This is a genomic window from Streptomyces sp. NPDC000880 (assembly GCF_053599675.1).
Genome location: NZ_JBSFMS010000054.1, coordinates 20,324 through 45,461 on the forward strand (window position 1 = coordinate 20,324; position 25,138 = coordinate 45,461).

24 protein-coding genes, 1 tRNA gene and 1 pseudogene are annotated in these 25,138 nt (G+C 68.7%); 14 read left to right on the top strand and 12 right to left on the bottom strand.

Annotated elements, in window-relative coordinates; translation table 11 throughout:
- Window positions 1–48: 48 nt before the first annotated feature.
- From ACWDO5_RS19240 to ACWDO5_RS19265, 6 genes are all read right to left on the bottom strand, one after another.
- Entirely contained in the window at window positions 49–879 is an 831-nt protein-coding gene (locus ACWDO5_RS19240) for an MBL fold metallo-hydrolase (protein WP_450531523.1), read from the bottom strand.
- Window positions 880–919: 40 nt separating this feature from the next.
- Window positions 920–1,801: an NUDIX hydrolase gene (locus ACWDO5_RS19245; RefSeq protein WP_450531524.1), complete on the bottom strand. Its 882-nt coding sequence runs from the start codon at window positions 1,799–1,801 to the stop codon at window positions 920–922.
- Window positions 1,802–1,867: 66 nt separating this feature from the next.
- Window positions 1,868–3,106, bottom strand: a complete 1,239-nt coding sequence (locus ACWDO5_RS19250) for a PQQ-dependent sugar dehydrogenase (RefSeq protein WP_450531542.1) — start codon at window positions 3,104–3,106, stop codon at window positions 1,868–1,870.
- A 3-nt stretch (window positions 3,107–3,109) separates the two neighbouring features.
- Window positions 3,110–3,613 (bottom strand): fibronectin type III domain-containing protein, encoded by a 504-nt coding sequence (locus ACWDO5_RS19255; protein ID WP_450531525.1) that lies wholly within the window; start codon window positions 3,611–3,613, stop codon window positions 3,110–3,112.
- 335 nt (window positions 3,614–3,948) lie between these two features.
- Window positions 3,949–4,419, bottom strand: coding sequence for a RidA family protein (locus ACWDO5_RS19260; protein WP_450531526.1), 471 nt, complete (start codon window positions 4,417–4,419; stop codon window positions 3,949–3,951).
- Window positions 4,416–4,577, bottom strand: coding sequence for a DUF4177 domain-containing protein (locus ACWDO5_RS19265; RefSeq protein WP_003975360.1), 162 nt, complete (start codon window positions 4,575–4,577; stop codon window positions 4,416–4,418). Before ACWDO5_RS19265 ends, ACWDO5_RS19260 begins: the two co-directional genes overlap by 4 nt.
- 96 nt (window positions 4,578–4,673) lie before the next feature.
- On the opposite strand from ACWDO5_RS19265, the gene ACWDO5_RS19270 reads away from it, so the two are divergent.
- Window positions 4,674–5,636 (top strand): ArsA family ATPase, encoded by a 963-nt coding sequence (locus ACWDO5_RS19270; RefSeq protein ID WP_450531527.1) that lies wholly within the window; start codon window positions 4,674–4,676, stop codon window positions 5,634–5,636.
- On the top strand, window positions 5,633–6,904 hold the full coding sequence (locus tag ACWDO5_RS19275) for an ArsA family ATPase (RefSeq protein ID WP_450531528.1): 1,272 nt from the start codon (window positions 5,633–5,635) through the stop codon (window positions 6,902–6,904). The genes ACWDO5_RS19270 and ACWDO5_RS19275 overlap by 4 nt, the downstream gene beginning before the upstream one ends.
- A gap of 14 nt (window positions 6,905–6,918) precedes the next feature.
- Here ACWDO5_RS19275 and ACWDO5_RS19280 read toward each other — a convergent pair whose 3' ends face one another.
- Entirely contained in the window at window positions 6,919–7,263 is a 345-nt protein-coding gene (locus ACWDO5_RS19280; protein ID WP_177149633.1) for a WhiB family transcriptional regulator, read from the bottom strand.
- A gap of 394 nt (window positions 7,264–7,657) precedes the next feature.
- Here ACWDO5_RS19280 and ACWDO5_RS19285 point away from each other — a divergent pair, with 394 nt between their 5' ends.
- The gene (locus ACWDO5_RS19285; protein WP_450531529.1) at window positions 7,658–9,886 is read left to right on the top strand and encodes a transglycosylase domain-containing protein; all 2,229 of its coding nucleotides are present in this window, start codon (window positions 7,658–7,660) and stop codon (window positions 9,884–9,886) included.
- 75 nt (window positions 9,887–9,961) lie between these two features.
- Here the strand turns inward: ACWDO5_RS19285 and ACWDO5_RS19290 are convergent, their stop codons facing one another.
- Window positions 9,962–10,426 (bottom strand): GatB/YqeY domain-containing protein, encoded by a 465-nt coding sequence (locus tag ACWDO5_RS19290; RefSeq protein WP_450531530.1) that lies wholly within the window; start codon window positions 10,424–10,426, stop codon window positions 9,962–9,964.
- A 179-nt stretch (window positions 10,427–10,605) separates the two neighbouring features.
- Between ACWDO5_RS19290 and mptB the strand changes: the two genes are divergently transcribed.
- From mptB to ACWDO5_RS19320, 6 genes and pseudogenes are all read left to right on the top strand, one after another.
- Window positions 10,606–12,054, top strand: coding sequence for a polyprenol phosphomannose-dependent alpha 1,6 mannosyltransferase MptB (gene mptB / locus ACWDO5_RS19295; RefSeq protein ID WP_450531531.1), 1,449 nt, complete (start codon window positions 10,606–10,608; stop codon window positions 12,052–12,054).
- A 79-nt stretch (window positions 12,055–12,133) separates the two neighbouring features.
- On the top strand, window positions 12,134–13,456 hold the full coding sequence (locus ACWDO5_RS19300; RefSeq protein WP_450531532.1) for a glycosyltransferase 87 family protein: 1,323 nt from the start codon (window positions 12,134–12,136) through the stop codon (window positions 13,454–13,456).
- On the top strand, window positions 13,351–14,277 hold the full coding sequence (locus ACWDO5_RS19305; RefSeq protein WP_450531533.1) for a metallophosphoesterase: 927 nt from the start codon (window positions 13,351–13,353) through the stop codon (window positions 14,275–14,277). The genes ACWDO5_RS19300 and ACWDO5_RS19305 overlap by 106 nt, the downstream gene beginning before the upstream one ends.
- 123 nt (window positions 14,278–14,400) lie before the next feature.
- Window positions 14,401–14,474 (top strand) — tRNA-Pro (locus tag ACWDO5_RS19310).
- 625 nt (window positions 14,475–15,099) lie between these two features.
- Complete coding sequence (locus ACWDO5_RS19315) at window positions 15,100–16,668, top strand: restriction endonuclease (protein WP_450531534.1); 1,569 nt, start codon at window positions 15,100–15,102, stop codon at window positions 16,666–16,668.
- A 201-nt stretch (window positions 16,669–16,869) separates the two neighbouring features.
- Window positions 16,870–17,014 (top strand): annotated as a pseudogene (locus ACWDO5_RS19320) (IS5/IS1182 family transposase); the annotation flags it as partial.
- Between the two features lie 90 nt (window positions 17,015–17,104).
- On the opposite strand, the gene ACWDO5_RS19325 reads toward ACWDO5_RS19320, so the two are convergent.
- Entirely contained in the window at window positions 17,105–17,554 is a 450-nt protein-coding gene (locus tag ACWDO5_RS19325) for a MarR family winged helix-turn-helix transcriptional regulator (RefSeq protein ID WP_450531543.1), read from the bottom strand.
- Between the two features lie 111 nt (window positions 17,555–17,665).
- On the opposite strand from ACWDO5_RS19325, the gene ACWDO5_RS19330 reads away from it, so the two are divergent.
- The 3 genes from ACWDO5_RS19330 to ACWDO5_RS19340 all read left to right on the top strand — a co-directional run bounded on the left by ACWDO5_RS19330 (window position 17,666) and on the right by ACWDO5_RS19340 (window position 19,573).
- Complete coding sequence (locus tag ACWDO5_RS19330) at window positions 17,666–18,016, top strand: DoxX family protein (protein WP_450531535.1); 351 nt, start codon at window positions 17,666–17,668, stop codon at window positions 18,014–18,016.
- Between the two features lie 543 nt (window positions 18,017–18,559).
- Window positions 18,560–19,027, top strand: coding sequence for a hypothetical protein (locus ACWDO5_RS19335; RefSeq protein WP_450531536.1), 468 nt, complete (start codon window positions 18,560–18,562; stop codon window positions 19,025–19,027).
- A gap of 216 nt (window positions 19,028–19,243) precedes the next feature.
- Window positions 19,244–19,573 (top strand): hypothetical protein, encoded by a 330-nt coding sequence (locus ACWDO5_RS19340; protein ID WP_450531537.1) that lies wholly within the window; start codon window positions 19,244–19,246, stop codon window positions 19,571–19,573.
- Here the strand turns inward: ACWDO5_RS19340 and ACWDO5_RS19345 are convergent.
- Complete coding sequence (locus ACWDO5_RS19345) at window positions 19,543–21,123, bottom strand: LLM class flavin-dependent oxidoreductase (RefSeq protein WP_450531544.1); 1,581 nt, start codon at window positions 21,121–21,123, stop codon at window positions 19,543–19,545. The two genes, ACWDO5_RS19340 and ACWDO5_RS19345, sit on opposite strands and share 31 nt — an antisense overlap.
- Window positions 21,124–21,396: 273 nt before the next feature.
- The gene (locus ACWDO5_RS19350; RefSeq protein WP_450531538.1) at window positions 21,397–22,032 is read right to left on the bottom strand and encodes an FMN-dependent NADH-azoreductase; all 636 of its coding nucleotides are present in this window, start codon (window positions 22,030–22,032) and stop codon (window positions 21,397–21,399) included.
- A 123-nt stretch (window positions 22,033–22,155) separates the two neighbouring features.
- Here ACWDO5_RS19350 and ACWDO5_RS19355 point away from each other — a divergent pair, with 123 nt between their 5' ends.
- Entirely contained in the window at window positions 22,156–22,773 is a 618-nt protein-coding gene (locus ACWDO5_RS19355) for a TetR/AcrR family transcriptional regulator (protein ID WP_450531539.1), read from the top strand.
- Between the two features lie 451 nt (window positions 22,774–23,224).
- Here ACWDO5_RS19355 and ACWDO5_RS19360 read toward each other — a convergent pair whose 3' ends face one another.
- The gene (locus ACWDO5_RS19360) at window positions 23,225–23,824 is read right to left on the bottom strand and encodes a TetR/AcrR family transcriptional regulator (RefSeq protein WP_450531540.1); all 600 of its coding nucleotides are present in this window, start codon (window positions 23,822–23,824) and stop codon (window positions 23,225–23,227) included.
- Window positions 23,825–24,277: 453 nt separating this feature from the next.
- On the opposite strand from ACWDO5_RS19360, the gene ACWDO5_RS19365 reads away from it, so the two are divergent.
- Complete coding sequence (locus tag ACWDO5_RS19365) at window positions 24,278–24,928, top strand: peroxiredoxin-like family protein (protein WP_450531541.1); 651 nt, start codon at window positions 24,278–24,280, stop codon at window positions 24,926–24,928.
- The last annotated feature ends 210 nt before the right edge of the window (window positions 24,929–25,138 follow it).

Genomic DNA, 25,138 nt, shown 5'->3' on the forward strand with positions numbered 1-25,138 from the left:
TGGCCCTCCGCCTCGATCCTGCGGCGGCTGGGGGCCCGGCGTGCGGTTTCAGATCAGGCCGTGCTCGCGCAGATACTCCAGCTGCGCCCGCACCGACAGCTCGGCCGCCGGCCACAGCGACCTGTCCACGTCCGAGTACACGTGCGCGACCACGTCCGCCGGGGTGACATGGCCGGCCTCGACCGCCGTCTCCACCTGGGCGAGCCGGTTCGCCCGGTGCGCCAGATAGAACTCGACCGCGCCCTGCGCGTCGTCGAGTACGGGCCCGTGGCCCGGCAGCACCGTGCGCACCCCGTCGTCGACCGTCAGCGAGCGCAGCCTGCGCAGCGAGTCTAGGTAGTCGCCGAGCCGCCCGTCCGGGTGCGCGACCATCGTCGTACCCCGCCCCAGGATCGTGTCGCCGGTCAGCACAGCCCGGTCGGCAGGGAGATGGAAGCAGAGCGAGTCGGCGGTGTGGCCGGCGGCGGGGATCACGCGCATCTCCAGCCCGCCGACACGGATCACATCGCCCGCCGCGAGCCCCTCGTCGCCGAGCCGCAGCGCCGGATCGAGAGCGCGGACCTGCGTACGCGTCAGCTCGGCGAAGCGCGAGGCGCCCTCGGCGTGGTCCGCGTGGCCGTGAGTGAGGAGGGTCAGGGCGACCCGCTTGCCCGCCTTCTCGGCGGCGGCGATGACGGCCTGAAGGTGTATGTCGTCGAGGGGCCCGGGGTCGATGACGACGGCGAGCTCCGAGTCCGGCTCGGAGACGATCCAGGTGTTGGTGCCGTCGAGAGTCATCGCGGAGGCGTTGGGCGCGAGGACATTGACCGCGCGTGCGGTGGCGGGCCCCGAGAGCACTCCACCACGGGGCTGCCCGGGCAGGGCTGCGGCGTCGGTCATCGCACACCTCCGGTGTGGCGGCGGGACGCGACGGCCTGCCTCATCGCTCGCCATCCGCCGCGATGCCGCCCGTCGGCACGTGCTTCGTGAATTCGTCGTGGCCCGGCCAGCTCAACACCAGCTCCCCGCCCTCCAGCCGCGCCTTCGCCAGTACGGCGGTGAGGTCCTGCTCCCCCGCCGCCGCCAGCGCCTGGGCCGCCGTCTCGTACAGCTGCAGCCCACGCAGCGTCGAGACCGTCGGCGGCATCATCAGCAGATTGCCCTTGTCGTAGCCGGCCGCCGCGTCCGCCGGGCGGATCCAGACCGTGCGGTCTGCCTCCGTCGACGCGTTCCGCGTCCGCTGTCCCTCCGGCAGCGCGGCCACGAAGAACCACGTGTCGTAGCGGCGCGGCTCGAACTCCGGGGTGATCCAGCGCGCCCACGCGCCCAGCAGGTCCGAGCGCAGCACCAGGCCCCGCCGGTCGAGGAAGTCCGCGAAGGAGATGTCCCGGTCGACGAGCGCCTTGCGGTCGGCCTCCCAGTCGTCGCCCGTCGTGTCGCCGACGACCGTGTCGGGCGTGAGGCCCGCGAGCAGGACGCCCGCTTCCTCGTACGTCTCCCTGACCGCCGCGCACACAATGGCCTGGGCCTCGGCCGGACCGGTGCCCAGCCGGGCCGCCCAGTCGTCCAGCGAGGGGCCCGCCCACCGCACCAGATGGTCGTCGTCGCGCGGGTCCACGCCGCCGCCCGGATATGCGTACGCGCCTCCGGCGAAAGCCATGGAGGCGGCTCGGCGCAGCATGTGGACGGCAGGGCCGTCCGGCGTGTCGCGCAGCAGCATCACGGTCGCGGCCCGCTTGGGCGGCACGGCGGTGAGCTCACCGCTCGCGAGCGCACGAATCCGGTCCGGCCACTCCGGTGGGTACCACTGACCATTGGACATGGACGGATGCTATGCGCATCCGTCGGGATGTTCGAGGGGCGGCAACACCGCCCCTCGAACCATCGGTCACGTACCGGCGTTGGAGTTGCCGTGCAGCTTCACATTCGCGGTGCTCGCGTTCTTGATCGCCGTTTCGATCTGGGCCATGGACGAGCCCGAGGTGAGCCCCGGCACAGTCGCCGGGTCCGCCGCGTACAGCGTGAAGGTGTACGGGTGTGTGGCGCCGCCCGGGCAGGGTCCGAAGAACTTCTGCGAGTTGGCCCCGCTGCCCATCGCCTTCTGTTTCGCGCCGTCCTGGCCCGGGACATTGAAGCCCGACCCGAGCCCCTCCGGCAGGGAGAGGTTCGCCGCCGGGATGTCCCAGATCGCCCAGTGCAGCTTGTTGCCGCCCGAGTAGACGATGTCGATCAAGAGGATCCGGTCATTGCCGTTCGTACCGTCCTTGTCGGTCGACGTGGTGAGCCAGATGTCGCCGTCGTGGTCGACCTCGACCGTGCGCAGCCGGTCGTACGTCCCCTGGAAGTACGTCCTCTGCTCGACCAGGTTGCTGCTGGAGTCGATGCGCAGCCGGTAAACGCGCTCGCCCCGCGTCGTCGCGACGAAGACATGGTCGTTGATGATTGTCAGGCCGCTGGGTGAAGCCGAGGCGGTCGACCAGGTCTTCTTCGGCGCGATGTAGCCGGAGCAGTCACCGGCAGTGCCCTCGCAGTTGGGCCAGCCGTAGTTGCCGCCCTTCTGGATGAGGTTGACCTCGTCCACGTTGCTGTTGCCGAACTCCGCCTGCCACAGCAGGCCCTTGGAGTCGAAGTCGAGCCCCTGCGGGTTGCGGTGACCGAGCGACCAGACAGCGTTGCCGAACGGGTTGTCCGAGGGGATGGAGCCGTCCTGGTTGATGCGGAGGATCTTGCCGTTGAGCGAGTTCTTGTCCTGCGCCCGGCTGCTGCTCTGAGCGTCACCCATAGATGCGTACAGCTTGCCGTCGGGGCCGAAGCGCAGCCGTCCGCCGTTGTGGAAGCGGCTCTTCTCCATGCCGTCGAGCAGGACCGTGTAGCCGCTCAGGGCGTTGTTCTCCAGCTTCATCCGCGCGAGGCGGTTGCCGTCCGAGGAGGTGTGCAGGAAGTACAGATAGTGGTCGGTGTTGAAGTTCGGGCTGATCTCGATGCCCATCAGGCCGCCCTCGCCGCCCGTGGTCTGGGAGTTGGGCACTTTGCCGAGGAGGGTCTTGTGACCCGCCTTGCTGAGCTTGTAGACGTTGAAGGTGTTCCGCTCGGCGTAGACGCCGGTGCCGTCGGGCAGGAACCCCAGTCCTCAGCCGACGTCCACGCCGCCGGCGAGGGTCGAGACATTGCCGGGGTCCGGGACACCGCCCGGCTGGTTTCCGCCGGCGGTGACGGTGATCTCCGGGCTGAAGTCGGACCTGTTGCCCTTCAGGTCGAAGGCCCTGACCTTGAACTTGTACGCGGTGTTGGCCTTCAGGCCCGCGATGGTCGTCGAGGTGGAGTCTGCGGTTCCGGCGGCTGCGCCGTCGCGGTGGATCTCGTAACCGGTGACCCTCACATTGTCCGTGGAGGCGTTCCAGGCGAGGTCGACACTGGTCGCGGTCCTGCCCGTGGAGCGCAGGTTGCCCGGTACGCTCGGCGGCTCGCTGTCCGGCGGAGCGGGCAGCGTGGCGATGGTGACCGCGTTGCTCGCGGCTGAGACATTGGCTGCCGCGTCACGGGCGAAGACGGTCCAGTCGTACGAGGTCTCCGCGCTGAGGTTCCCTGCCTTTGCGGGGGCGGGCTGGGCGTTGCCCAGGGTCGGTAAGACCACGGTCAACGCTGCGGTGGCCGCAGCCACGAGAACGCCGATCGCTCTGCGCGACCGACGGGGGATTGGTGCCACGGTTCCCTCCCACTTTCGTTGGGGGAAGGGAGATGGGGACGTACGGCGAGCAGATGGTTAGGAAACGTTCCTAACCATAGACAGATCACACCCATCGACGCGTCCACGTCAAGAGAGACGCAGGGGGATCGCCACAGACGAACAAAGCCCCGCCCCCGCCGGAGAATCGGCAGGCACGGGGCCATTTGCAGGCTGACCGGCGGTTCAGTCCTGGGTCAGTCCGGGTTCAGTCCTGGGGTGCAGTCCCGAGTGCAGTCCTGCGTTCAGTCCTGGACGAGCTCCACCTGGATCTCGACCTCGACCGGAGCGTCCAGCGGCAGCACCGCGACGCCCACCGCGCTGCGCGCGTGCACACCCTTGTCGCCGAACACCGCGCCCAACAGCTCGCTCGCGCCGTTGATCACGCCGGGCTGGCCGGTGAAGTCCGCGGCCGACGCGACGAAGCCGACGACCTTCACGACCCGCGCGATCCGGTCGAGATCTCCGACGACCGACTTCACGGCGGCCAGCGCGTTCAGCGCACAGGTGCGGGCGAGCTCCTTGGCCTCCTCCGGGGTGACCTCGCCGCCGACCTTGCCGATGACCGGAAGCTTGCCCTCCACCATCGGGAGCTGGCCCGAGGTGTAGACGTACGCACCCGAGACCACAGCCGGCTGGTACGCGGCCAGCGGCGGCACAACCTCCGGCAGCGTCAGCCCGAGCTCGGCGAGCTTCGCGTCGACGGCACCGCTCATGCCTGCTTCTCCCGCTTCAAGTACGCCACGAGCTGCTCGGGGTTGTTCGGCCCGGGAACGACCTGGACGAGCTCCCAGCCGTCCTCGCCCCAGGTGTCCAGAATCTGCTTGGTCGCGTGCACGAGAAGGGGCACGGTCGCGTATTCCCACTTGGTCATGGAGCCGACTGTAGCCGCACCGAAGGGCAGCCTCGTGACGCAGCCCGCAGACAGCCTCGTGCGTAGGCGGCGGCCCGACTGGTTAGGCTCGAATACGTGAGCAGGTTCCAGGTCGTCAGCGGCAAGGGTGGTACCGGTAAAACGACGGTGGCCGCCGCCCTCGCGCTCGCCCTCGCAACCGAGGGAAAGCGGACTCTCCTCGTCGAGGTCGAGGGGAGACAGGGCATCGCGCAGCTCTTCGAGACCGAAGCGCTTCCGTACGAGGAGCGGAAGATCGCCGTCTCGTCGGGCGGCGGCGAGGTGTTCGCGCTGGCCATCGACGCCGAGCGCGCGCTCCTCGACTACCTCCAGATGTTCTACAAGCTGGGCAGCGCCGGCCGTGCTCTCAAGAAGCTCGGCGCGATCGACTTCGCGACGACCGTCGCGCCCGGTGTCCGGGACGTGCTGCTGACCGGCAAGGCCTGCGAAGCCGTGCGCCGCAAGACGAAGCAGGGGACATTCGCGTACGACTACGTGGTGATGGACGCCCCGCCCACCGGCCGGATCACCCGCTTCCTGAACGTGAACGACGAGGTGGCGGGCCTGGCCAAGTTCGGCCCGATACACAATCAGGCCCAGGCCGTGATGCGTGTCCTCAAGTCCCCCCAGACGGCCGTCCATATGGTGACGCTGCTCGAGGAGATGCCGGTACAGGAGACCGCGGACGGCGTCGCCGAGCTGCGCGCCGCCGACCTCCCCGTCGGCAAGGTGATCGTGAACATGGTGCGCCCGCACATCCTCGATGAGGATGCGGTGCGCAGTGCGGCGGGCGACCGGCGCACGGACATCGCCAAGGCGCTCACGACGGCGGGCGTCAGCGGCTCGGCAAAGCTCGTCACACCGCTCCTGGAGCAGGCCGCCGACCACGCCGAGCGTGTCGAGCTGGAGCGCGAGCAGCGCGCGGCACTGTCCGGCCTCGACCTGCCTGCGTACGAACTCCCCCTGCTGAGCGAGGGAGTCGACCTGGCGGGGCTCTACCAACTGGCGAAGGAACTGCGAAAGCAAGGGACCGGCTCATGACCCTGGAGGCGCCCGCCGCTCTCGAGATCGACCCGCTGATCGACGACCCCGCCACCCGCATCATCGTGTGCTGCGGCGCGGGCGGCGTCGGCAAGACGACAACCGCTGCGGCTCTTGGCGTACGGGCTGCTGAACGCGGCCGCAAGGTCGTCGTCCTCACCATCGACCCGGCCCGCAGGCTCGCCCAGTCCATGGGCATCGACTCCCTCGACAACACCCCGCGCCGGGTCAAGGGCATCGAGGGCGACGGCGAACTGCACGCCATGATGCTCGACATGAAGCGGACCTTCGACGAGATCGTCGAGGCGCACGCGGACGCCGATCGGGCCCGCGCGATACTGGAGAACCCCTTCTACCAGTCCCTGTCGGCCGGTTTCGCAGGCACGCAGGAGTACATGGCGATGGAGAAGCTGGGCCAGCTGCGCGCCCGCGACGAGTGGGACCTGATCGTCGTCGACACCCCGCCGTCGCGCTCCGCGCTGGACTTCCTGGACGCGCCCAAGCGCCTCGGGTCGTTCCTGGACGGGAAGTTCATCAAGCTGCTGATGGCCCCGGCGAAGATGGGCGGCCGGGCGGGGATGAAGTTCCTCAATGTCGGCATGTCGATGATGACCGGCACGCTGGGCAAACTGCTCGGCGGTCAACTCCTGCGCGACGTACAGACCTTCGTGGCCGCGATGGACACCATGTTCGGCGGCTTCCGCACCCGGGCCGACGCCACCTACCGGCTGCTGCAGGCACCCGGCACGGCGTTCCTGGTGGTCGCGGCGCCGGAGCGGGACGCGCTGCGGGAGGCGGCGTACTTCGTGGAGCGGCTGGCGGCGGAGGAGATGCCGCTGGCCGGCCTGGTCCTCAACCGGGTCCATGGCAGCGGCGCCGCCCGGCTGTCGGCCGAGCGGGCACTTGCCGCCGCAGAAAATCTTGACGAAGGCCGCATTGTGGATCAGAGGCCCGGGAAGGCTGGTGTGCGTGACGCCACGGCCGTCTCTCCCGAATCCCCGCCCGTGGATCACACCGATGCCATGGATCACACCGCCTCGGATCACACCACACAACAGCTGACGGCGGGTCTGCTGCGCCTGCACGCCGAACGAATGCAGGTGCTCGCGCGTGAACAGCGAACGCGCGACCGCTTCACCGCGCTCCACCCAGAAGTGGCGGTGGCCCAAGTGCCCGCGCTGCCCGGCGACGTACACGACCTCGCCGGCCTGCGGGCCATCGGTGATCGGCTCGCGACCGGTGGTCATACCCCGGCCGGAGCTGCGTAGAACAACAGCAGCGGCTAGCCCACCGCTGCGTACGTCTCATATGTCTCGTCGTCGTCGAGGCCCACGGGCAGGATGCCCGCGCTGCGCTCGTACTCCGTGCGCGCGGTCTCGAGCAGTCTGCGCCAGGAGGTGACCGTGGGACGCCTGCGCAGCAATGCACGCCGCTCCCGCTCGGTCATACCCCCCCATACGCCGAACTCGACGCGATTGTCGAGCGCATCGGCAAGGCACTCGGTCCGCACCGGGCAACCGGTGCACACCGCCTTGGCCCTGTTCTGCGCTGCCCCTTGTACGAACAGTTCATCCGGATCGGTAGTGCGGCAGGCTGCCTGCGCACTCCAGTCGGTTACCCAGCCCATACCGGCGCCGTCCTCTCCCGAATCGAGGCTCCCCCACGGCGACAGCGGCATATTCACCGCTGCCAGTTGAGGACGTTACGGAAGGTGGGCACAGCGCAACACCCCCTTCGGGCCCAATCTTGAATGGCCCGAACGGACTATGCGTACGCGGCAGATCACCCGGGGGAGTGAGCTGAGGGCATACCCGACTGTCCCGACAAAGCGGGGCAGTTCAGTTGAGTCACAACGGACGTCGAACGACGCATGAGGCGGATTCGGACAGGGGCCCGCCAGATTCGGGTACAGCGGGGGTTGTTGAAGGCCTTGATGCGAAACCGCACAGCTGTGACAGTTGAGAGCAGCTTAGGCCAAGGCCTATACGCGTGTCCGGCGAATGAGAACGTAGGCTGAGCCCATGCCAAAGAAGCGCTCGGGCGGAGGTCTGACCGGGACCCAGCAGGCCGCCAAGTTCCTCGGTGTCAGCGTGCTCTCCGGAGCGGTGCTGGCAGGCATCGCCCTGCCCGCCGCCGGTGCGCTGGGACTCGCGGCCAGGGGAACGGTCAAGGGATTCGACGAGATCCCCGCCAACCTCAAGACGCCCCCGCTGAGCCAGCGCACCACGATCCTGGACTCGAAGGGCGGGCAGATCGCCACTGTCTACTCCCGCGACCGCACCGTGGTTCCGCTCAAGGACGTCTCCCCGTACATGCAGAAGGCGATCGTCGCGATCGAGGACTCGCGCTTCTACGAGCACGGCGCGATCGACCTCAAGGGCGTCCTGCGCGCGCTGAACCGCAACGCCCAGACGGGTGGCGTCTCCCAGGGCGCCTCCACCCTCACCCAGCAGTATGTGAAGAACGTCTTCGTCGAGGAGGCCGGCGACAACCCCGACAAGGTCGCCCAGGCCACCCAGCAGACGCTCGGCCGCAAGATCCAGGAACTCAAGTTCGCGATCCAGGTCGAGGAAGAGCTGGGCAAGAAGAAGATCCTCGAGAACTACCTCAACATCACCTTCTTCGGGCAGCAGGCGTACGGCATCGAGGCGGCGTCCGAGCGCTACTTCTCCAAGTCGGCCAAGGACCTGAAGCTGGAGGAGGCGGCGATGCTCGCGGGCATCGTCCAGTCCCCCAGCCGCTACGACCCGGTCAATGACACACAGGAAGCGACCAAGCGCCGCAACATCGTGCTGCAGCGCATGGCCGAAGTCCGCGACATCACGCAGGCGGAAGCCGACCGGGCGAAGGCGACCCCGATCGAGCTGAAGGTCAGCAAGCCGAAGAACGGCTGCATCACGGCGGTCAACGGCGCGGGCTTCTTCTGCGACTACGTACGCGAGGTGTTCCTCTCCGACCCGATCTTCGGAAAGACCAAGGAGGCCCGGGCCAAGGTCTGGAACCAGGGCGGTCTGACGATCAAGACGACGCTGGACCCGCAGGCACAGCAGTCGGCGCAGGAATCGATCAAGAAACACGTCTACCAGACGGACAATGTCGCCACCGCGATAACGATGGTCCAGCCCGGCACCGGCAAGATCATGGCGATGGGCCAGTCCAGGCCGTACGGCTTCGGCAAGACCGAGACCCAGATAAACTATTCGGTCAACCAGGGCATGGGCGGCTCGAACTACGGCTTCCCGGTCGGCTCGACCTTCAAGCCCTTCGTCGCGTCAGCGGCCCTGGAGCAGGGCAAGCCGCCGACGCAGGTGTATCCGGCGCCCTTCCAGATGCCCTACCCGTCGTCGATCCCGACCTGCAGCGGGAAGCCTTGGGTCAACATCGGCAACCAGCGCCTGCAGAACGAGAACAAGGCCGAGGTCGGTCCGTACGCCCTCAAGGAAGCGATGGCGAAGTCGGTCAACACCTACTTCGTGCAGATGATCGGCGAGATCGGTCTGTGCCCGGTCATGGAAATGACCCAGAAGCTCGGTGTGGTGCAGGGCAACGGCAAGGAGCTTCCCGAGGAGCCCTCCCCGCTCACTCTGGGCTCCACCGGCATCTCGCCGCTGACCATGGCCAACGCGTACGCGACCTTCGCCAACCGCGGCACGTACTGCACCCCGACCGCCATCGAGTCCATCAGCACGGCCGACGGCAAGAGCCTCGAGGTGCCGAGTTCCACCTGCGGCAAGGCCATGAGCGAGCGGACGGCCGACACCATAAACACGCTGCTGCGCGGAGTGGTCGACTCCGGTACGGGTCAGCAGGCCGGTCTCCAGAGCCGTGACAACGCGGGCAAGACCGGTACGACGGACGCCCGGAGGAACGCCTGGTTCGTCGGCTACACCCCGAACCTGTCCGGGGCCGTCTGGGTCGGCAGCCCCAGCCAGCAGGTACAGATGGTGAACATCACCATCGGCGGTCAGTACCACGCCAAGGTGTTCGGCGGGCAAGTCCCCGGACCGATCTGGAAGGACGCGATGACCGGGGCCCTGGCCGGGCAGCCCGCTCCTGCGTTCAACGGCGTCGTGATACCGGACGCCCCGAAGAAGAACGACAAGGGAAAGCCGGGCGCCAAGCCCGGCGACAACCGCGGTCAGGGCAACGGCGGGCAGCAACCGTGGCCCGGGATCTCGATCCCGCCGGACCTGATCGGCGGCGGGAACAACCGCGGTCAGGGAAACGGCGGCGGCGGCAACCGGCCGTAGGGCGGGCCGCGCGCGGAGGATCACGATGAGGGGGACCCGGCCGGTGGCCGGGTCCCCCTCATCTCGTAACCTCCGTCAGCCCGCGAGGAGCTGCTTCACCGCGGCGGCCACCCGGCCGCCCTCGGCGCGCCCCGCCACCTTCGGGTTCACGATCTTCATGACGGCGCCCATGGCGCGCGGGCCCTCGGCGCCCGCGGCCTTCGCCTCCTCGACGGCCTGCGCGACGATCGCGCCGAGCTCGTCGTCGCTCAGCTGCTGCGGCAGATACGCGTCGAGCAGCACGCCCTCCGCCTGCTCTCGCTCGGCCTGCTCGGGGCGGCCACCCTGGGCGAAGGCCTCCGCGGCCTCGCGACGCTTCTTCGCCTCCTTGGCGATCACCTTCTGCACCTCGTCGTCGGAGAGCTCGCGGGCCGTCTTGCCCGAGACCTCCTCCTTGGTGATCGCGGCGAGGGTCAGCCGGAGCGTGGAGGAGCGCAGTTCGTCGCGCGCCCTGATCGCCTCGGTGAGGTCTTCCTGCAGCTTGGACTTGAGCGTGGTCATGGGGCCAAGTGTGGCAGGTGCGGCGATTTCCTTGCGCGCGCATTTCCCCGGGAGAGCCGTGGAAGGGCATGCTCCGCGTACGGCTGACCATACGTTCGTAATAGGGCGGACACATTGCGCTCGCCTGATGGAGATGCCGGCGTCGCCTTTAGGACACCGCCCGTTGACAGTCTGCCCAGATGCTGGCCGTCCCCGTCCCCCTCGACACCCGCCGCTGCCAACTCCTGGGGCTGCTGGGCTCGGCAGCGCTCGCCGCGGGCGGCGTGACCGCGGGTGCGCTGCCCGTACGGGATGCGCTCGCCCCCGAGTCCGGCCGGGCCGCGCTCGGTCTGGTCGCCGCGTACTTCGGACTCGTACTGCTGGTCGCTGCCTGGGCGCTGCTCGGGCGGGCGGTGCGCGGTCCCGAGCCGCCGGGCCTCCGCACCCTGCTGCTCACGCTCGTGCTGTGGGCCGCGCCGCTGCTGCTGGCGCCGCCGTTGTTCAGCCGGGACGTGTACAGCTATCTCGCGCAGGGGGCAATGGTCGACGCGCAGATCGATGTGTACGCCAACGGGCCCTCCCGGCTGGGCGGTCCGCTGAACGCCGAGGTGGCGCCGCTGTGGCAGCACACCCCGGCTCCGTACGGACCGCTCTTCCTCGCCTGCGCGACCGCGATAACCGACGTCTCCCGTACCGAGGTGTTCACCGGAGTGCTCGGCATGCGGCTGGTCGCGCTGCTCGGGGTTGCCGTGATGGTCCTCTGTCTGCCCAGGCTGGCCCGGCACTGCGGGGCTGACCCGGCCACCGCGCTCTGGCTCGGGGCACTCAACCCGCTGGTGCTACTGCATCTCGTCGGCGGGGCGCACAATGACGCGATCATGCTCGGACTGCTGGGCGCGGGGCTGGTGGCGGCGCTGGGCCGGTGGCCGATCCTGGCCGTTGTACTGGTCACTCTCGCCACCCTGGTGAAGGCCCCGGCCGCGCTGGGGCTGCTGGTCATCGCCCTGCTCTGGGGCCGGCAGCTCGCGGGCCGTACCCCTCGGTTGAAGGCCCCGCGCGTGAAGGCCGCGCTGGCCGTGCTCGGAGTCTGCGCAGCGACGACGGCGGTAACAACGGCCGTTACGGGTACCGGATACGGATGGATAGGCGCCCTCGACACCCCGGTCTCGCCGCAGAACTGGTCGATCACCTCGTCACTCGGCCGGATGACGAGCGCACTGCTGGAGAGCGCGGGCAGCGGCCTGGCCCAATTCGCTGCCCCTGCCTGGCACTTGGCTGGGCTGGCCGCCACCGCGCTGGCTATACTGATCGCCTGGCGGCGCCATCTGCCGCGCCCGGTGTACGCACTCGGGCTGAGTCTGACCGCGGTGGCCGTCCTCGGACCTGCGATACGGCCCTGGTACATGCTGTGGGGCCTCTTCCTGATTGCCGCAGCCGGGCCCGACCGACCGGTGCGCCGGGCGATCGCCGCGGCGAGCGCCGTACTGGCCCTGGCCGTACTGCCCAGTGGCTTCGCACCGGAGGGGCCGCAGGTGGCGCTGGCGACCTTCGGCGGAATCCTCGCGGTGCTCGCACTGTGGTGCACGCACCGCATCGCGGAACGGGCCTCGTCCCGCGCCGGGGCCGAACCGCTGGGGAGCGCCGCGTGAAATCTGGAGTGTCGCGTGAATCTGGAGCGCCGCATGAAGGAGAGTCCCGTATGAGGGGGTGCCCCGCATGAAGGGGAGCATGACCTTGCCGACGAGCCCGCGCGGGCGGCTCCTCCTGGTAATGGGTCTCGCGGCGGCCGTCGGGCTCTTCCTCGCGACGGTTCCGCTCCACCGGGGCTGGTTCGACCTCGGCGTCTACTACGGAGCCGTCGACAGCTGGAAGCACGGCGGGAGGATCTACGACTATCTGGTGCCCGGGACGCACTACGGCTTCACCTATCCACCGTTCGCCGCCCTGTGCATGCTTCCGATGACCCTGGTCGACTGGCACAGTGCCATCGCGATCAGCACGCTGCTCAATCTCGCGGCGGCGGGCGCGATCCTGTACTGGACGGTCGACGCCGCCGTCCGCAGGCAAGGCTGGTGCCGGTGGTTCGCCTTCGCCGTGGCGGGCTGTCTCTTCCTCCTGCTGGAGCCGGTCCGCGACACCTTCAGCTTCGGCCAGGTCAATCTGCTGCTGCTGGCGCTCGTACTCGCCGACGCCAGGCTGCTGTCCACGGGCCGCGAGCGGTTCGCGGGCCTCGGCATCGGCCTCGCCGCCGCGATCAAGCTCACCCCCGCCATCTTCATCTGCTATCTGCTTCTCACCCGGCGCTGGCGTGCCGCCGCCACGGCCTCGGGCGTCGCGATCACCGCGACGCTGCTGGCTCTGTGGCTGGCGCCCGGCGCGTCCCGCGTCTACTGGACCGAGGCGATGTGGAACACGGACCGCGTCGGCTCGCTCGCGTATGTCTCCAACCAGTCCTGGCAGGGCGTCCTGGCCCGACTCACGGAACCCGGCGCTCCCAGCCGCCTGGTGTGGGCGGTCGGCGTGATCGTGCTCCTGTGCGTCTGGGCGTGGCGGGCGCGGCGCGCGGCCGCCGCGGGCGACGAGATGGCGGGCTTCGCGCTGACCGGCCTCACTGCCTGTCTCATCAGCCCGGTCACCTGGGTGCACCACCTGGTCTGGTTGTTCCCGGCCCTAGCCGTACTCATCGACGCGGGCCTGCGCCACGGGAAGGACGACCCGAGGCGACGGCGGCTGCTGAGGTGGGCCGTGGCGATCTATGTGGTGCTGTGCAGCAGCGTCGTATGGCTGTGGAGCTGGGATGCCACTGGTGTCGACGGCTTCCTCGGCAGCAATACGTACGTCTGGATCTCGCTCGGCCTGCTGCTCGCGCTCCCGCTGCGGGAAGGCGCGCCCGCGGTGGCCTCCCAGCCCCTCCCCCAGCCTGCGGGGTCTGCAACGATGGGCGCATGCGCGCACGCTACGGAGTACCCCTGGGAATCACGGCAGTCGGCGCGGCCGGCCTCGCCTACGCCGCCGGCTTCGAGGCCCGCTCCTTCCGCCTCCGACGGCTGACAGTTCCGGTGCTGCCGCGGGGGATGCGGCCGCTGCGAGTACTCCAGGTCTCCGACATCCACATGGTGAGCGGCCAGCGCAAGAAGCGCGCCTGGCTCCAGTCGCTCGCGGGCCTGCGCCCGGACTTCGTGGTCAACACCGGCGACAACCTGTCCGACCCGGAGGCCGTGCCGGAGGTCCTGGACGCGCTCGGCCCGCTGCTCGAATACCCCGGCGTGTACGTCTTCGGCTCCAACGACTACTACGGCCCCCAGCTCCGTAACCCCGCCCGCTATCTCTTCGAGAAGGCCCAGGGCCGGCACGGCCTGAATGGCAACGCCCCGGCCGTCGGCGTGATCCACAACCCGTGGGAGGGGCTGCGCGACGCCTTCGACGCGGCGGGCTGGGTGGGCCTGAACAACGCCCGCGGCCACCTGAAGCTGGACGGCTACGAACTCGCCTTCACCGGCCTCGACGACCCCCACATCAAGCGCGACCGCTACGACCGCGTGGCAGGCGGCCCACAAACGGGCGCCGACCTGTCACTGGCCGTCGTCCACGCCCCGTATCTGCGGACGCTCGACGCCTTCACGGCGGACGGCTACCCCCTGATCCTGGCGGGCCACACCCACGGCGGCCAGCTGTGCATCCCCTTCTACGGGGCGCTGGTCACAAACTGCGACCTGGACACGGCCCGCGTGAAGGGACTGTCCACCCACCGGTCCGGCGGAAACGTCTCGTACCTGCACGTCTCGGCGGGCTGCGGCACGAACCGCTACACCCCGGTGCGGTTCGCGTGCCCGCCGGAGGCGACGCTGCTGACGCTGACGGCGCGGGACTGAGGGCGGGGCGGGACTGGGGGGATGGGGCGCTTGGGAGGGCGCCGGATGGGGCGCGGAAACCGGATTTCGCCTGCGGGCGCGGGTGGGCTAAAGTAATCGATGTCGCCGCGACGCTGGTGACATCGGGGTGTAGCGCAGCTTGGCAGCGCGCTTCGTTCGGGACGAAGAGGTCGTGGGTTCAAATCCCGCCACCCCGACAGCTGAAAAACCAGGTCAGGGGCCTGATCCGCATAGCGGGTCGGGCCCCTGAGTGGTTCCGGGGGCCATTTGGGAGCCGACTTCGAAACCCGGCTCCCCGGCGGCTCCTCAGGTGGATGCGGGAGACCTGAGTTCATGGGCTGGCGCGGGGCTCGCTCTGGGAGCCGCCGCTTTCGCCCGCGCAGGAGGCCCTGGATGACGCGCGCCAGGCTCGGGACGAGGCGGCCACTCCGGTCTTCCGGGCGAGCGATCAGCAGTGGATCTGGGGCGACGTCCAGGAACACTTCGTCACCGCGACCATCACGGTGGAGCAAGGGCGGCCCCTATCCAGCCTCACCCTACGGATCGACGGCCCGACGTCCGCTGGCTGGCACCGAACACTGGCAGCCATGAATCGGAGGGACGCGAGAAGCGCTTCACCTCCGTGGCTCCTGGGAAGCGAATCGACCTCATCGCGCAGATGGAGCACCAGGGGCCCTCGCACGAACTGGAGCTGACCCTGGAGTGTGTCGAGGACGTGGGCACGAGAGGCGTTGGACCGTACGCCGCATCATCACCGCAAGCGAGGCGCCGCAACCGGATCGCGTGCAGCCGGCGTGGAGAGGCCGTCGCTGGGGGACAACAGTGGCGGGCGGGAACGATCCATATGCACAGGAACTCGCGCGGCAGGCCAGGGACCGGGAGAAGGCCCGGAAGGCCGCCGAGGCCGAGGCCAAGCGGAAGGCTCGCGAGAAGAAACTCGCGCACGAAGCGGCCCGCGCCCAGGAAGCTGTCGACCGCACCAGCGTGGCCGAGCACGATGCCGAGCAACTGTCCAAGCTGCTGCGCACAGCTGCACTGGATGGACATCCGCTGACGTTCGATCGGCTGAGGCAGGAATTCGTTGCCTCCCTGTTCGTTCCGCCCAAGGGACGGACGAAAGCTGCGCCCTTACCTCGCTGGGAGGAGTACGAGCCGGAGGTACCCCGAGCGCTGCTCGGCGCTCTCGGTTTTGGACGCCGCGGATACGACGCCGAGGTCGAAACCGCCCGCAAGCGGTTCGACAGAGCCCTGAGGGACCATGCGCGCGACGAGAAGAAACGCGTCGAGAAACTGGAGAAGGCACGCGCCCAACACGAGGAACGCAGCCAGGAAGAGGCCGCCCGGGTCGAGGCGTGGAACACCGATCTCGAACATCGCCGTAACGCCTACCGGGACAGGGACGTCGAGACTGTCGAGTGGTTCGTCGACCAGGTCTTGGCCGCCTCCGTGTACCCGCACGGTTTCCCGAAGACCCATCAGGTCTCGTATCAGGCGGACACCGGTGATCTACTGGTTGAGATCGACCTGCCGCTGGAGGACGTGGTCCCCGCAGCCCGCGACTACCGGTATGTGAAGACGCGCGACGAAATCACGCCCGTTCCGCGCCCTGAGAAAGAGCGCAAGGAGCTGTACGCGTCAGTCCTGGCGCAGACCGCTTTGCGCACGGTGCACGAGCTCCTTGCCTCCGACACCGAAGGCGTGGTCCAGTCCATCGCCCTGAACCGACATGTTGCCACCATCGACCGCGCCACCGGACGTGAAGTCCATCCGTGCCTGATCACGCTCCAGGCGGATCGGGACGAGTTCAGTCAGCTGGTTCTGACACAGGTGGACCCGCGGGCCTGTCTGAAACGGCTGCGGTCACTGATCTCACCGAACCCGTACGAGCTGGAACCAGTGCGCCCGCTGGTCACGTTCGACCTGTCCAAGTTCCGCCTCATGGACAGCCTGGACGTCGTGGCGGGCCTGGACAGCCGGCCGGTACTGATGGACCTGACACCCACGGAGTTCGAGCACCTCATCCGGCAACTGTTCGAGGCCATCGGCCTGGACAGCGTGAACACCCAGCCGTCGAAGGACGAGGGCGTGGACGCGGTCGCGATGAACACCGCCCCCATCATGAAGGGGCTGTGCATCATCCAGGCCAAACGGACCAAGAACGTGGTGCCGTTCGAGACCGTCTCCGCACTCGCCGGCGTCGTGGAACACAAGCGGGCAGCCAAAGGCATCCTGGTGACGACCTCCTGGTTCGGCCGGGCCGGCGAGGCGTTCGCCAACGAGCACGGGCGGCTCGAACTCCTCGACGGAGCCAACCTGGTGCACCTGTTCAAGGAGCACATGAACCTTGACGTCATTCCCGGTGCGGTACCGCCGAAGCGGCGCCCTCGGTAGATGGCGTGCCCTGGGACCAGGGCACGCCACTTTTAGACCATCCCCGCGTCCGGCCTCATGTTGCATTTCAGCAGCGGTTGACGGTCGGGGACCATGCGGATGTTCACGACATTTGGCGGCAGGCACTTCTGATGGCGCGGTGTCAGAGCCCGAGACCCGGTTCGCTCCCTAACCTCGATCTTGCATGACGGTCCGTCGGCCGATCGGGCACGGTATGCCCGCAGGAACGAAGTTGAGCGGACCATCAACGCGCTCAAGGTCTCCCGCGCCGTGGCGACTCGCTACGACAAGAGAGCGTCCGTTTTCCACGGGCACGGTCACCCTCGCTGCGATCCGGCTCTCGTTGACGTCCCCTCGGGCACTCCGGCTTTCCGGAGGGTCAGGGCGATCGGACGTCCTCCGCTGTGCTGGCGAAGTGCCGTGGAGCGGCGCCGCTTCAGGGTACGTCGTCGGCGGCGGCGTCGCAGGTGTCGTCGCCCGCGGTGTCCTTGATGCGGATGAGCAACTTGTGCAGCACGTCGATCTCGTTCGCGTCCAGGGCGGCGAACAGTTCGGCCTCGACGGACGCGATGCTGGCGTAGACGTCCGTCACGAGCTGCGTTCCGCGCGGTGAGATCTCCACGATGTGCCGGCGGCGGTCGACGGGGTCGCGGCGCCGCTCGGCCAGCCCGGCGTTTTCCAGGTCGTTGAGCATCGCGACCAGCACGCTCGGATCCACACCGAGGGTCTGCACCAGGGCTTGCTGGCCGGTCGCTCCCTGGTCGGCCAGCACCATGAGCACGTGCGCGTGGTTGTTCTTGAGGCCGTGCGCCCGCAGCGCCTCTCGTATGCGCATGCCGGCGATCCGGCCCGCGAAAGCCAGTGCCAGTCCGGGCCGCTCGTCCATCACGGAACAGATGCTACCAGACACCAAACAATTAAATATCCGAGATACTTGAGGAACTTAAACTATCTGCTAGCCTCAACGGTGAATCGTTGTTGATCACCTGGAGTACACATGTCTCTCGCCTACGGCATCGCCGGGATAGTGCTGGCCCTGATGCTGCTGACCTCGGCGTACACCAAGCTCACCCGCAATCAGCAGGTCGTCGACGGCCTCACCGGCCTCGGCGTGCCACTGGGCATGTTCCCGTTCCTGGCCTGCTGCGAGATCGCCGGTGCGGTCGGCTTGGTGATCGGCATCTGGTGGGCGCCACTGGGCATCGCGGCCGCCATCGGCCTGGTGCTCTACTTCGTCGGCGCGGTCGGCACCCACCTGCGCAAGAGCGATTACAAGGGCATGCCCAGCCCTGCCGTATTGCTTCTTGCCTCGACTGCCGTGCTGGTCCTGCGCATTCTCTCGGCCTGAGCCGGCGAACCGCAGACACCGCTGTCCCCACCCATCGTGTTGACCACCACCACACACCCGTCAAAGGAGGGGCGAGGGCCTTCTCCTCATCGAGGTACAGGACGGCTCGGTCAACCCACCGATCCTGCACCACGGTTCGGCAGACAGCGCCGAGAGCGGGCGCGGCCTGGGCCTGTCGCCAGCCCCGCCATCACCCAGGCCCGTTGCCTCCCGCTGACCCATGCATCCGCCGTCGCCGGAAGGGACAAAGCATGACCGTAGAGACCGTGTCCACGGCGGCCGGCGCCAGCACGACCGGTGATCCTTCTGCGTCGAGCGCGTCCGGGCCGCCGCGCGTCATTGTTGCCCTGCACGATGGCTTCTACGGAGCCAGTTCCGGCACCGGCTTCAGCAACCGGGCCTTTCTGACAGCCCTGAGGTAAGTTACTGCCGCCCGGTCAACTCGTCGTGCTTCCGGCTCACGTACCTGAGGGCGACCCTCACCGGGACCATCGGTGGAACGCCCAGACGAGGAAGACGCTGCACGCCGCCGGGGCCAGGGTCGTGCCCATTCCCAATGGCCACGCGCTCACCGACTCCGTACGCGGCTGCGAAACCCTCTGCCGGCTGGTCGCCCAGGTGGCAGCCCAGTCAGGCCGCTGCCTGCTGATCGGCCTCGATGTGCCTTTCCTGGGCCTGGCTCCACATGTGCCTGATGAGATGGACCTTCTTCTGGTCCCACGCTCCACCGCCGTCCTGGCCTGTCCCGAGGACCGGGCCAGGAGCCGCTGGGAGCGGGCGGGGTTGAGGTCAGCTGCCGCCAAGGGCAGCAGGATCGCGGCGATCTCCCACCACATGCGGCGGCATCTACGCCAGGTCTACGGCGTTCCCGCACGAGCGCTCCTCGACCTGACCAACGGGTTGTTGCTGGAGGAGGAGACTGCCCAGCCGTCGGCCCAACTGCCACTGCCCGCACGCGCGAGGGCCGGATTTCTCCTCGCCATGGGCCGCGCTGTAGGCGTCTGCCTGTGACGCGGTGCTGGTGGAGGCCAGCACCAGGCACGTGCAGCGGCGAAGCGGAGCCGCCCACTGTGGTCGAGCGCAACACCGCCAGTCGGCCTGAGGTCTTCTCCGCGTCGAGCAGGACCCTCATCACGCTGCCGTTGAGCCACTCCAATTGTTGGTAATCTGCGTCCTGGGCGTTCTCAGGTCGCCGCCCGGCTGTCGCTCGTCGTCGAGCGGGACGCTATGTGCGTTGCCACGATCGATCCGTGGAGGCTTCTGCTCACCGACGGGATCTCCGAAGGGCTTCCGGCAGACGGCTTCGCCCTTGCCGCCTACAACGAGTATCTGGTCGCTGACGTGCACAAGTTGGCGACCTTGGCTCGGTCCCGGTGCGTCGTGGGCATCCTGGGCGAGAGCACGGGCGGGGACCTGAGGGTCAGTCACCGCTTCCGGCCGGTTCTGAGCACTGTCGACGCACGGCACGAGATACGCGGCGCCTTCGTCGTCGACGGCCAGTGCTGGGGCGAGGGACACCGACCGCTTCAGCTCCTGACGGGCACCTGGTCGGGGTAGAACCCGAGCCGCGCCAGCGGCTCCAACAGCTCCTGTTCCTCGTACGCGAGGTGCGAGAGGAGGGCGTCGGTCAGGTAATCGATCGCACCTTGGATGGCGTCGTAGTTCTCCGGTCCTGTCATGTGCTGGACGAGAGCCCGGTCGACCTCCTGGACCGCGTCATGAATAACCAGGTGCTCCTCGGTCAACCGGTCGATCACCGGTTTGAGCTGCGGTTCGCGGCGCGCCAGGTGCGGAAACACGGAGGCGTCTTCGACGCCGTGATGCTGCGTCACGGCGTTGCAGTGGCGGGCGCAGAACGCGCCCAGCGTCCAGTCGTTCTGGCGCAGCACCATCTCGTTGAGCGCCGCTCTGGCGCCCTCGGCCCGCATCGCCCCGTCGCGTACCTGCCGCACGATGTCCCGTAGGTCCGACAGCTCGCCCCGGAGCATGTCGTGCACATTGATCAGCTGCTTCGAGGCGCGGCGTCCCTGGTCTGTGTAGCTCACCTCCGGGCCCGAGCGGTCCCGCCGCGGCCGCGTCGAATCGTCCCAGGGGGCCCGGTCGCTGAGGCGGATCACTTCGTCCGGCGTCGGCGTCGCCCCCAACCGCTCGTCCTCGGTCTCGCCGGGTGCCGCTGCCGCCTTTGCCGGCGCGCTGATGCCGACCGCGGCCGCTCCGACCGGTGCAGGCGGAGCGCCCGGCCCGCGCAGCCGCGCCTCCTCGACAGCCTCTCGGACGCGGGGCGCAACCTCGGAAGCGAAGTCCTCCATCGAGCGTGGATCGTTTACGGTCACGATGAAGGTCCCGACCCCGTCTTCCAGCGCGAGCCTGGCGAGCTCCGCGGCCGTCTCGCGCGCGGGCGCGTCGACTGCTCCCAGGTTCAGGAGCCGCCGGATCGCGTGGGGTTCGCGCCCGGCTCCGGCAGCCGCCGCGTCGATCACGGCGTTGCCGACGGCGAGGTCGCCGGGTTTGAGCCCGGCGGTGGTGGGCCACCACCCGTCCGCGAGCCGGCCGACCAGCCTCAGCATCCGGGGCTTGAACGCGCCGACCCAGATGCTGATGTCGTGCACCGGCGCCGGCCCGCGGAAGGCGCCTGCCAGCCGGTAGTGCTTGCCCTCGAACCGCACGCCGCCCTGCTCACCGGCGTCCCACAGCTCGCGGATCACGTGGATGCCTTCCTCGAGAGCCTCCACACTGTCGCCCGGATCGAGGCGCCGGCCGCCCATCGCCTCGATCGCGTCCCAGGCGATGCCCGCACCGATGCCGAGCTCGGCGCGTCCGTGGCTCAGAATGTCGAGGCTCGCGGCAGCCTGCGCCAACACAGCCGGTGGCCGCAGCGGCAGGCTCAGCACGTTGGCCGACAGTCGCACGCGACCGGTCCGCGCGGCCACGAAGGACATCAGGGTCCAGGCGTCCAGAGAGCGTGGCGAGTAGGGATGGTCCGTGAAGGAGACGAGGTCGTACCCCACCTCTTCGGCGAGCGCCGACAGGGCTACCACCTGGTCCGCGGAACGGGCGGCCGGCTCGACGAAGACGCCGAACTCGAGGTCGTGCCCGTAATCACCCATGCCAGCCACTTCGCTTCCCTTTCATGGACGGACTCTCGACGACTCTGCGGCAGGCGTCGTGATCACGTTGATCGCCGCACAGGTGCCGATCCTGCTCCGAATGGAGCACCGGCCCGCGGGCGGGCACCCGGCGCTGCATGACGGTGGCGTTGTCCACGGCAGCACTTTCCTTCTCGTCCTTCTCGGAAGACCAAAGCGGGGAAAGCAGATCCAGGACCCCGAGTTCCGCCCGGGTGGGGGCGAGTCCCGGTAGATGAATCCGATCTTCATCAGTCATTTGGCGGCCAGGGTGCGGCCGGCGTGGCGGGCTGCGTCCAGGGCCTCGGTGTGCCGTTGGGCGGCCAGGTCCTTGAGGCCTGCCATGGCGGGGTTGGTGGCGGCGAAGGTGAGTTCGCGTTCGATGACGGTGAGGTCGCCCTGAAACAGGTCGCCGAGGATGCGCCGGAGGTAGGGGGTGGAGTGGTCCCAGCCCTCGCGGGGGGTGCCAGGTCCGTAGCCGCCCCCGCGGACGGTGACCAGCACGGTGGGCTTGTCCTTCAGCAGGCCGTCGGAAGCCGGTCCGGCTCCGGCCACGACGAGGTCCACCCAGGTCTTGAAGTGCTGGGAGACGCCGAAGTTGTAGAGCGGCACCGCCAGCAGGACGGCATCCGCGTCGGTCAGCTCCGACGCGAGATCGGCGGCCAGGGCGAGGGCGTCGAGGTGGGCCGGGGTGCGCTCGCCTTCGGGCGTGAAGCGGGCGGCGGTCGCGATTATCCAGGCATCGGCCGGCAGCGGATCGGTGCCCAGGTGGCGGCGGACGACCGGCTCACCGGCGCGGGCGGCGGACCATTCGGCTTCCAGCACGTCGGCGATCTCGGCGCTGGTCGAGGTGGCGGGCAAGATGCTGGCGTCCAGACGGAACAGGCTCATCAGTGTCTCCAAGTCAGTGCGTTGCGGCCCGGGGAGGGCCCCGTGGCGTGTCGGCGGTGTCGCCGCACGCCAGCATAAACGGACTATACCCCGCTTGCTATTACTGCCGGTAGAGTGAGTCCTGTGGATCGACCCGTCTTGCCCTTGGTGGGAGCGCCGCGCGTCGAGCGTGCCGACGCCGTACGCAACCGGCTGCATCTACTGGCCACGGCCCGCGAGATGCTCGCCGAGCAGGGCGCGGACAAACTGACCATGGACGGGTTGGCCGAACGGGCGGGCCTGGGCAAGGGGACGGTGTTCCGTCGGTTCGGCACCCGCGCGGGGATCTTCGAGGCGCTGATGGAAGACGAGGAGCGGGCCTTCCAGAAGCAGGTGCTGTCCGGGCCGCCGCCGCTGGGCCCGGGCGCTGAGCCGCTGGACCGCCTGATCGCCTACGGCCGGGCCCGAATCGCCTTCATGATCGAACACCGCGAGATCACCCGCGCCGGGCTGGACGGCAGACAACCCGTACCAACCGGATCAAAGACGGCCCTCTCCCGGATGCACATCCGCATGCTGCTGGGGCAGATCCACCTCGGCGCCGCCGACCTCGACGTCCTGGCCGTCCAGCTCTCCGCCGCCCTGGACGGCCCCCTCCTGCTCTACCTGTCGGCGTCCGACCTCACCGAAGCCGCCCTCCAGACCGAGGAGCGGACCGCACAGGGCTGGCAGGACCTCGTACAGCGCGTCTGCCGACCTTGATCAACAAGTCCGAACGACCCGACCCCCCAGCCTTCGCGTTTCATTCCGGGTCGGCTGATCCGCGGTGATCTTCGCGGGGGTGCTGTCTGCTGCGTTCGGGCGGATGCGCATGACGAGGACCCGGCGCGCGGCCGGCGACCGTACCGCGGCTGCTGGAGCGGGCCACCGAGGACCAGGTAGACGCGGTAGTCATCAGCCACGGACATCCCGGGCGCAGGGCGGCAACCATTGCGAAGTCGCGCCCGTCGCGGATCCGCCGCGCGGCGTCGTTCAGGTGACTCACATGCCCTGTGCCCCTGCTGCGTTCGTGCTCAACGTCGTGGTGACGGTGGTCCTCAACTTCGCTCTCCGGGCGTTCAAGGCCCCGGACGGCGACCACCAGTTGAGGGATCGGCCACCAAACACCCCGGCCCGGCACTTCTGCGCCGGGCCGGTCTTCATACATCGCATGTCAAGCAGCCGCTCGGTCGCCGATCGAGTCCAGAGCAGCGGTCACCGTCCCTTCAAGAGCCGCGGCGTCGGCCCCGGCGCGGGAACGCAGGTTCACGCCATAAGCCAGCAAGGCGAGCAGATCAGCCGCGGCGTCCGGGGCGGAAACCGGAGCAAGCTGCCCCAATTCCTCCGCCGTGACAAGAGCCGCGTACAGCGCATCCCGCAGCCCCTGGTGATGCTGGTCAAGGATGGCGCGGACCTCGGTGTCGCTGTTCTCGGCCCCGGCATGCGCGTTGGAGACCATGCACCCCCAGCCCGCGTACTCCCCCGAGCACCGCGCCTTGATCAGCCCGTCGAAGAACTCGGAGATGGCCGGCAGTCCCCGCTCGTCCTCCGCGAGGCGGCGGAACATCGGCCTCGAGCCCTGCTCCAGGTAGCGGCGCAGCGCGGCGAGGTAGAGCTCCCGCTTCCCGCCGAACGTGGCATACAGGCTGGAGCGGTTGAGGCCCGTCGCGGTCACGACGTCCTGGATCCCGGTCGAGGCCACGCCCTGCCGCCAGAACAGCCGCACCACGGTCTCCAGGGTGGCGTCCGGATCGAAGTGCTTGATGTCCGGCATGTTTCACCCCGCCATCTTGAAATAAGGATTCCAAGATACTCCCCGGCCACCGCCCCGCAAAGGAACTGACGAGCACTTCGCGAGGTACGACGCCCACCTGCACAGTGGCGTCCGGATTCGTCCACGTTCCGCCGGACCGCCACCAGGCGCCGCGATCCTGCCCCATGAATCGCATACCAGCCATGTGACCGCTGCCTACGGGTCCCAAGCGTCCCCACTACTCCGCTTCCCCGCCCGCCGCGCAGTCCGCCTCGCCGCTTTCATCCGGACCCTCGCCCTGGCGGATCACCTCCCTCCACGAGCCTCTGACCGATCGACACCTCCGCACGGCTGGCGCGGGGTCACGCATGCCATTATCTTGAAACGATCGTTTCAGGATATGATGTCGGCACTGGTCGCAAGTCCGACTCGCGTCCGACCCCGCCCCCGTCACCAGCCAGGAGGACGAGCGCCATGACCACCCTCAACACCGAACTGCGCACTTTCTACGAAGCCCGCCAGCAGCAGATCCCCGCCGAGATCCGGGAGATCATGCAGCGGGCCGGCCAGCAACTCGCCGACTCCGGCCAGGCCGACCGCGCCTTGACCGTCGGCGCACAGGCCCCCCGCTTCAGCCTGCCCTCGGCGACCGGGCAGACCCTGGCCCTGGACGACCTGCTCGCCGACGGCCCGGTCGTCCTGACCTTCTACCGCGGTGCCTGGTGCCCGTACTGCAACATCGCCCTCCGCTCCCTCCAGCAGCACCACGACGCCATCACCGCCCGCGGCGCCCGCCTGATGGCCGTCTCCCCGCAGATCCCCGACGAGTCCCTCTCGCTCACCGAGAAGCACGAACTTGCCTTCGATGTACTCAGCGACATCGGCTCCGACACCGCCAAGCAGTACGGCCTCGCCTTCGACCTCCCCGACGACCTCGCCGCCATCTACGACAAGCTCGGCTTCGACCTCCAGCGCGTCAACGGCGGCCATCCCCGCACACTCCCGCTCCCCGCCAGCTACGTCATCGACCGCGATGACACCATCCGCTGGGCCTTCGTCCACACCGACTACACCACCCGCGCCGAACCGGCCGACATCCTCGCCGCCCTCGACGCACTTGACTGAACTCCAGACTGAACGCCCGTCAGGCTCGGGCCAGTTCAGCCGCGCCGAACGAGTCGTCCAAGCGGGCGCCAGATGCTCACGCTCGTGAACGTGGCCTGGTAGACGTCGGCGCGGGAGTGTCATGAATTAGGTGTGTACCTCCCCGTAGGAGTCACCTGATGAGTACGACAACGGATCACCTGATCGAGGCCGCTGACGGTGTGTCGCTTG

Excerpts from the sequence above, each read along its gene's own strand:
- ACWDO5_RS19305 (WP_450531533.1), top strand. The coding sequence starts at position 13,351 with ATGCGCGCACGCTACGGAGTACCCCTGGGAATCACGGCAGTCGGCGCG.
- ACWDO5_RS19360 (WP_450531540.1), bottom strand. The coding sequence starts at position 23,824 with ATGCCGGACATCAAGCACTTCGATCCGGACGCCACCCTGGAGACCGTG.
- ACWDO5_RS19280 (WP_177149633.1), bottom strand. The coding sequence starts at position 7,263 with ATGGGCTGGGTAACCGACTGGAGTGCGCAGGCAGCCTGCCGCACTACC.
- ACWDO5_RS19345 (WP_450531544.1), bottom strand. The coding sequence starts at position 21,123 with ATGGGTGATTACGGGCACGACCTCGAGTTCGGCGTCTTCGTCGAGCCG.
- ACWDO5_RS19285 (WP_450531529.1), top strand. The coding sequence starts at position 7,658 with ATGCCAAAGAAGCGCTCGGGCGGAGGTCTGACCGGGACCCAGCAGGCC.
- ACWDO5_RS19245 (WP_450531524.1), bottom strand. The coding sequence starts at position 1,801 with ATGTCCAATGGTCAGTGGTACCCACCGGAGTGGCCGGACCGGATTCGT.
- ACWDO5_RS19265 (WP_003975360.1), bottom strand. The coding sequence starts at position 4,577 with ATGACCAAGTGGGAATACGCGACCGTGCCCCTTCTCGTGCACGCGACC.
- ACWDO5_RS19240 (WP_450531523.1), bottom strand. The coding sequence starts at position 879 with ATGACCGACGCCGCAGCCCTGCCCGGGCAGCCCCGTGGTGGAGTGCTC.
- ACWDO5_RS19325 (WP_450531543.1), bottom strand. The coding sequence starts at position 17,554 with ATGGACGAGCGGCCCGGACTGGCACTGGCTTTCGCGGGCCGGATCGCC.
- ACWDO5_RS19275 (WP_450531528.1), top strand. The coding sequence starts at position 5,633 with ATGACCCTGGAGGCGCCCGCCGCTCTCGAGATCGACCCGCTGATCGAC.
- ACWDO5_RS19340 (WP_450531537.1), top strand. The coding sequence starts at position 19,244 with ATGTGCGTTGCCACGATCGATCCGTGGAGGCTTCTGCTCACCGACGGG.
- mptB (WP_450531531.1), top strand. The coding sequence starts at position 10,606 with ATGCTGGCCGTCCCCGTCCCCCTCGACACCCGCCGCTGCCAACTCCTG.
- ACWDO5_RS19260 (WP_450531526.1), bottom strand. The coding sequence starts at position 4,419 with ATGAGCGGTGCCGTCGACGCGAAGCTCGCCGAGCTCGGGCTGACGCTG.
- ACWDO5_RS19350 (WP_450531538.1), bottom strand. The coding sequence starts at position 22,032 with ATGAGCCTGTTCCGTCTGGACGCCAGCATCTTGCCCGCCACCTCGACC.
- ACWDO5_RS19365 (WP_450531541.1), top strand. The coding sequence starts at position 24,278 with ATGACCACCCTCAACACCGAACTGCGCACTTTCTACGAAGCCCGCCAG.
- ACWDO5_RS19330 (WP_450531535.1), top strand. The coding sequence starts at position 17,666 with ATGTCTCTCGCCTACGGCATCGCCGGGATAGTGCTGGCCCTGATGCTG.
- ACWDO5_RS19290 (WP_450531530.1), bottom strand. The coding sequence starts at position 10,426 with ATGACCACGCTCAAGTCCAAGCTGCAGGAAGACCTCACCGAGGCGATC.
- ACWDO5_RS19300 (WP_450531532.1), top strand. The coding sequence starts at position 12,134 with ATGACCTTGCCGACGAGCCCGCGCGGGCGGCTCCTCCTGGTAATGGGT.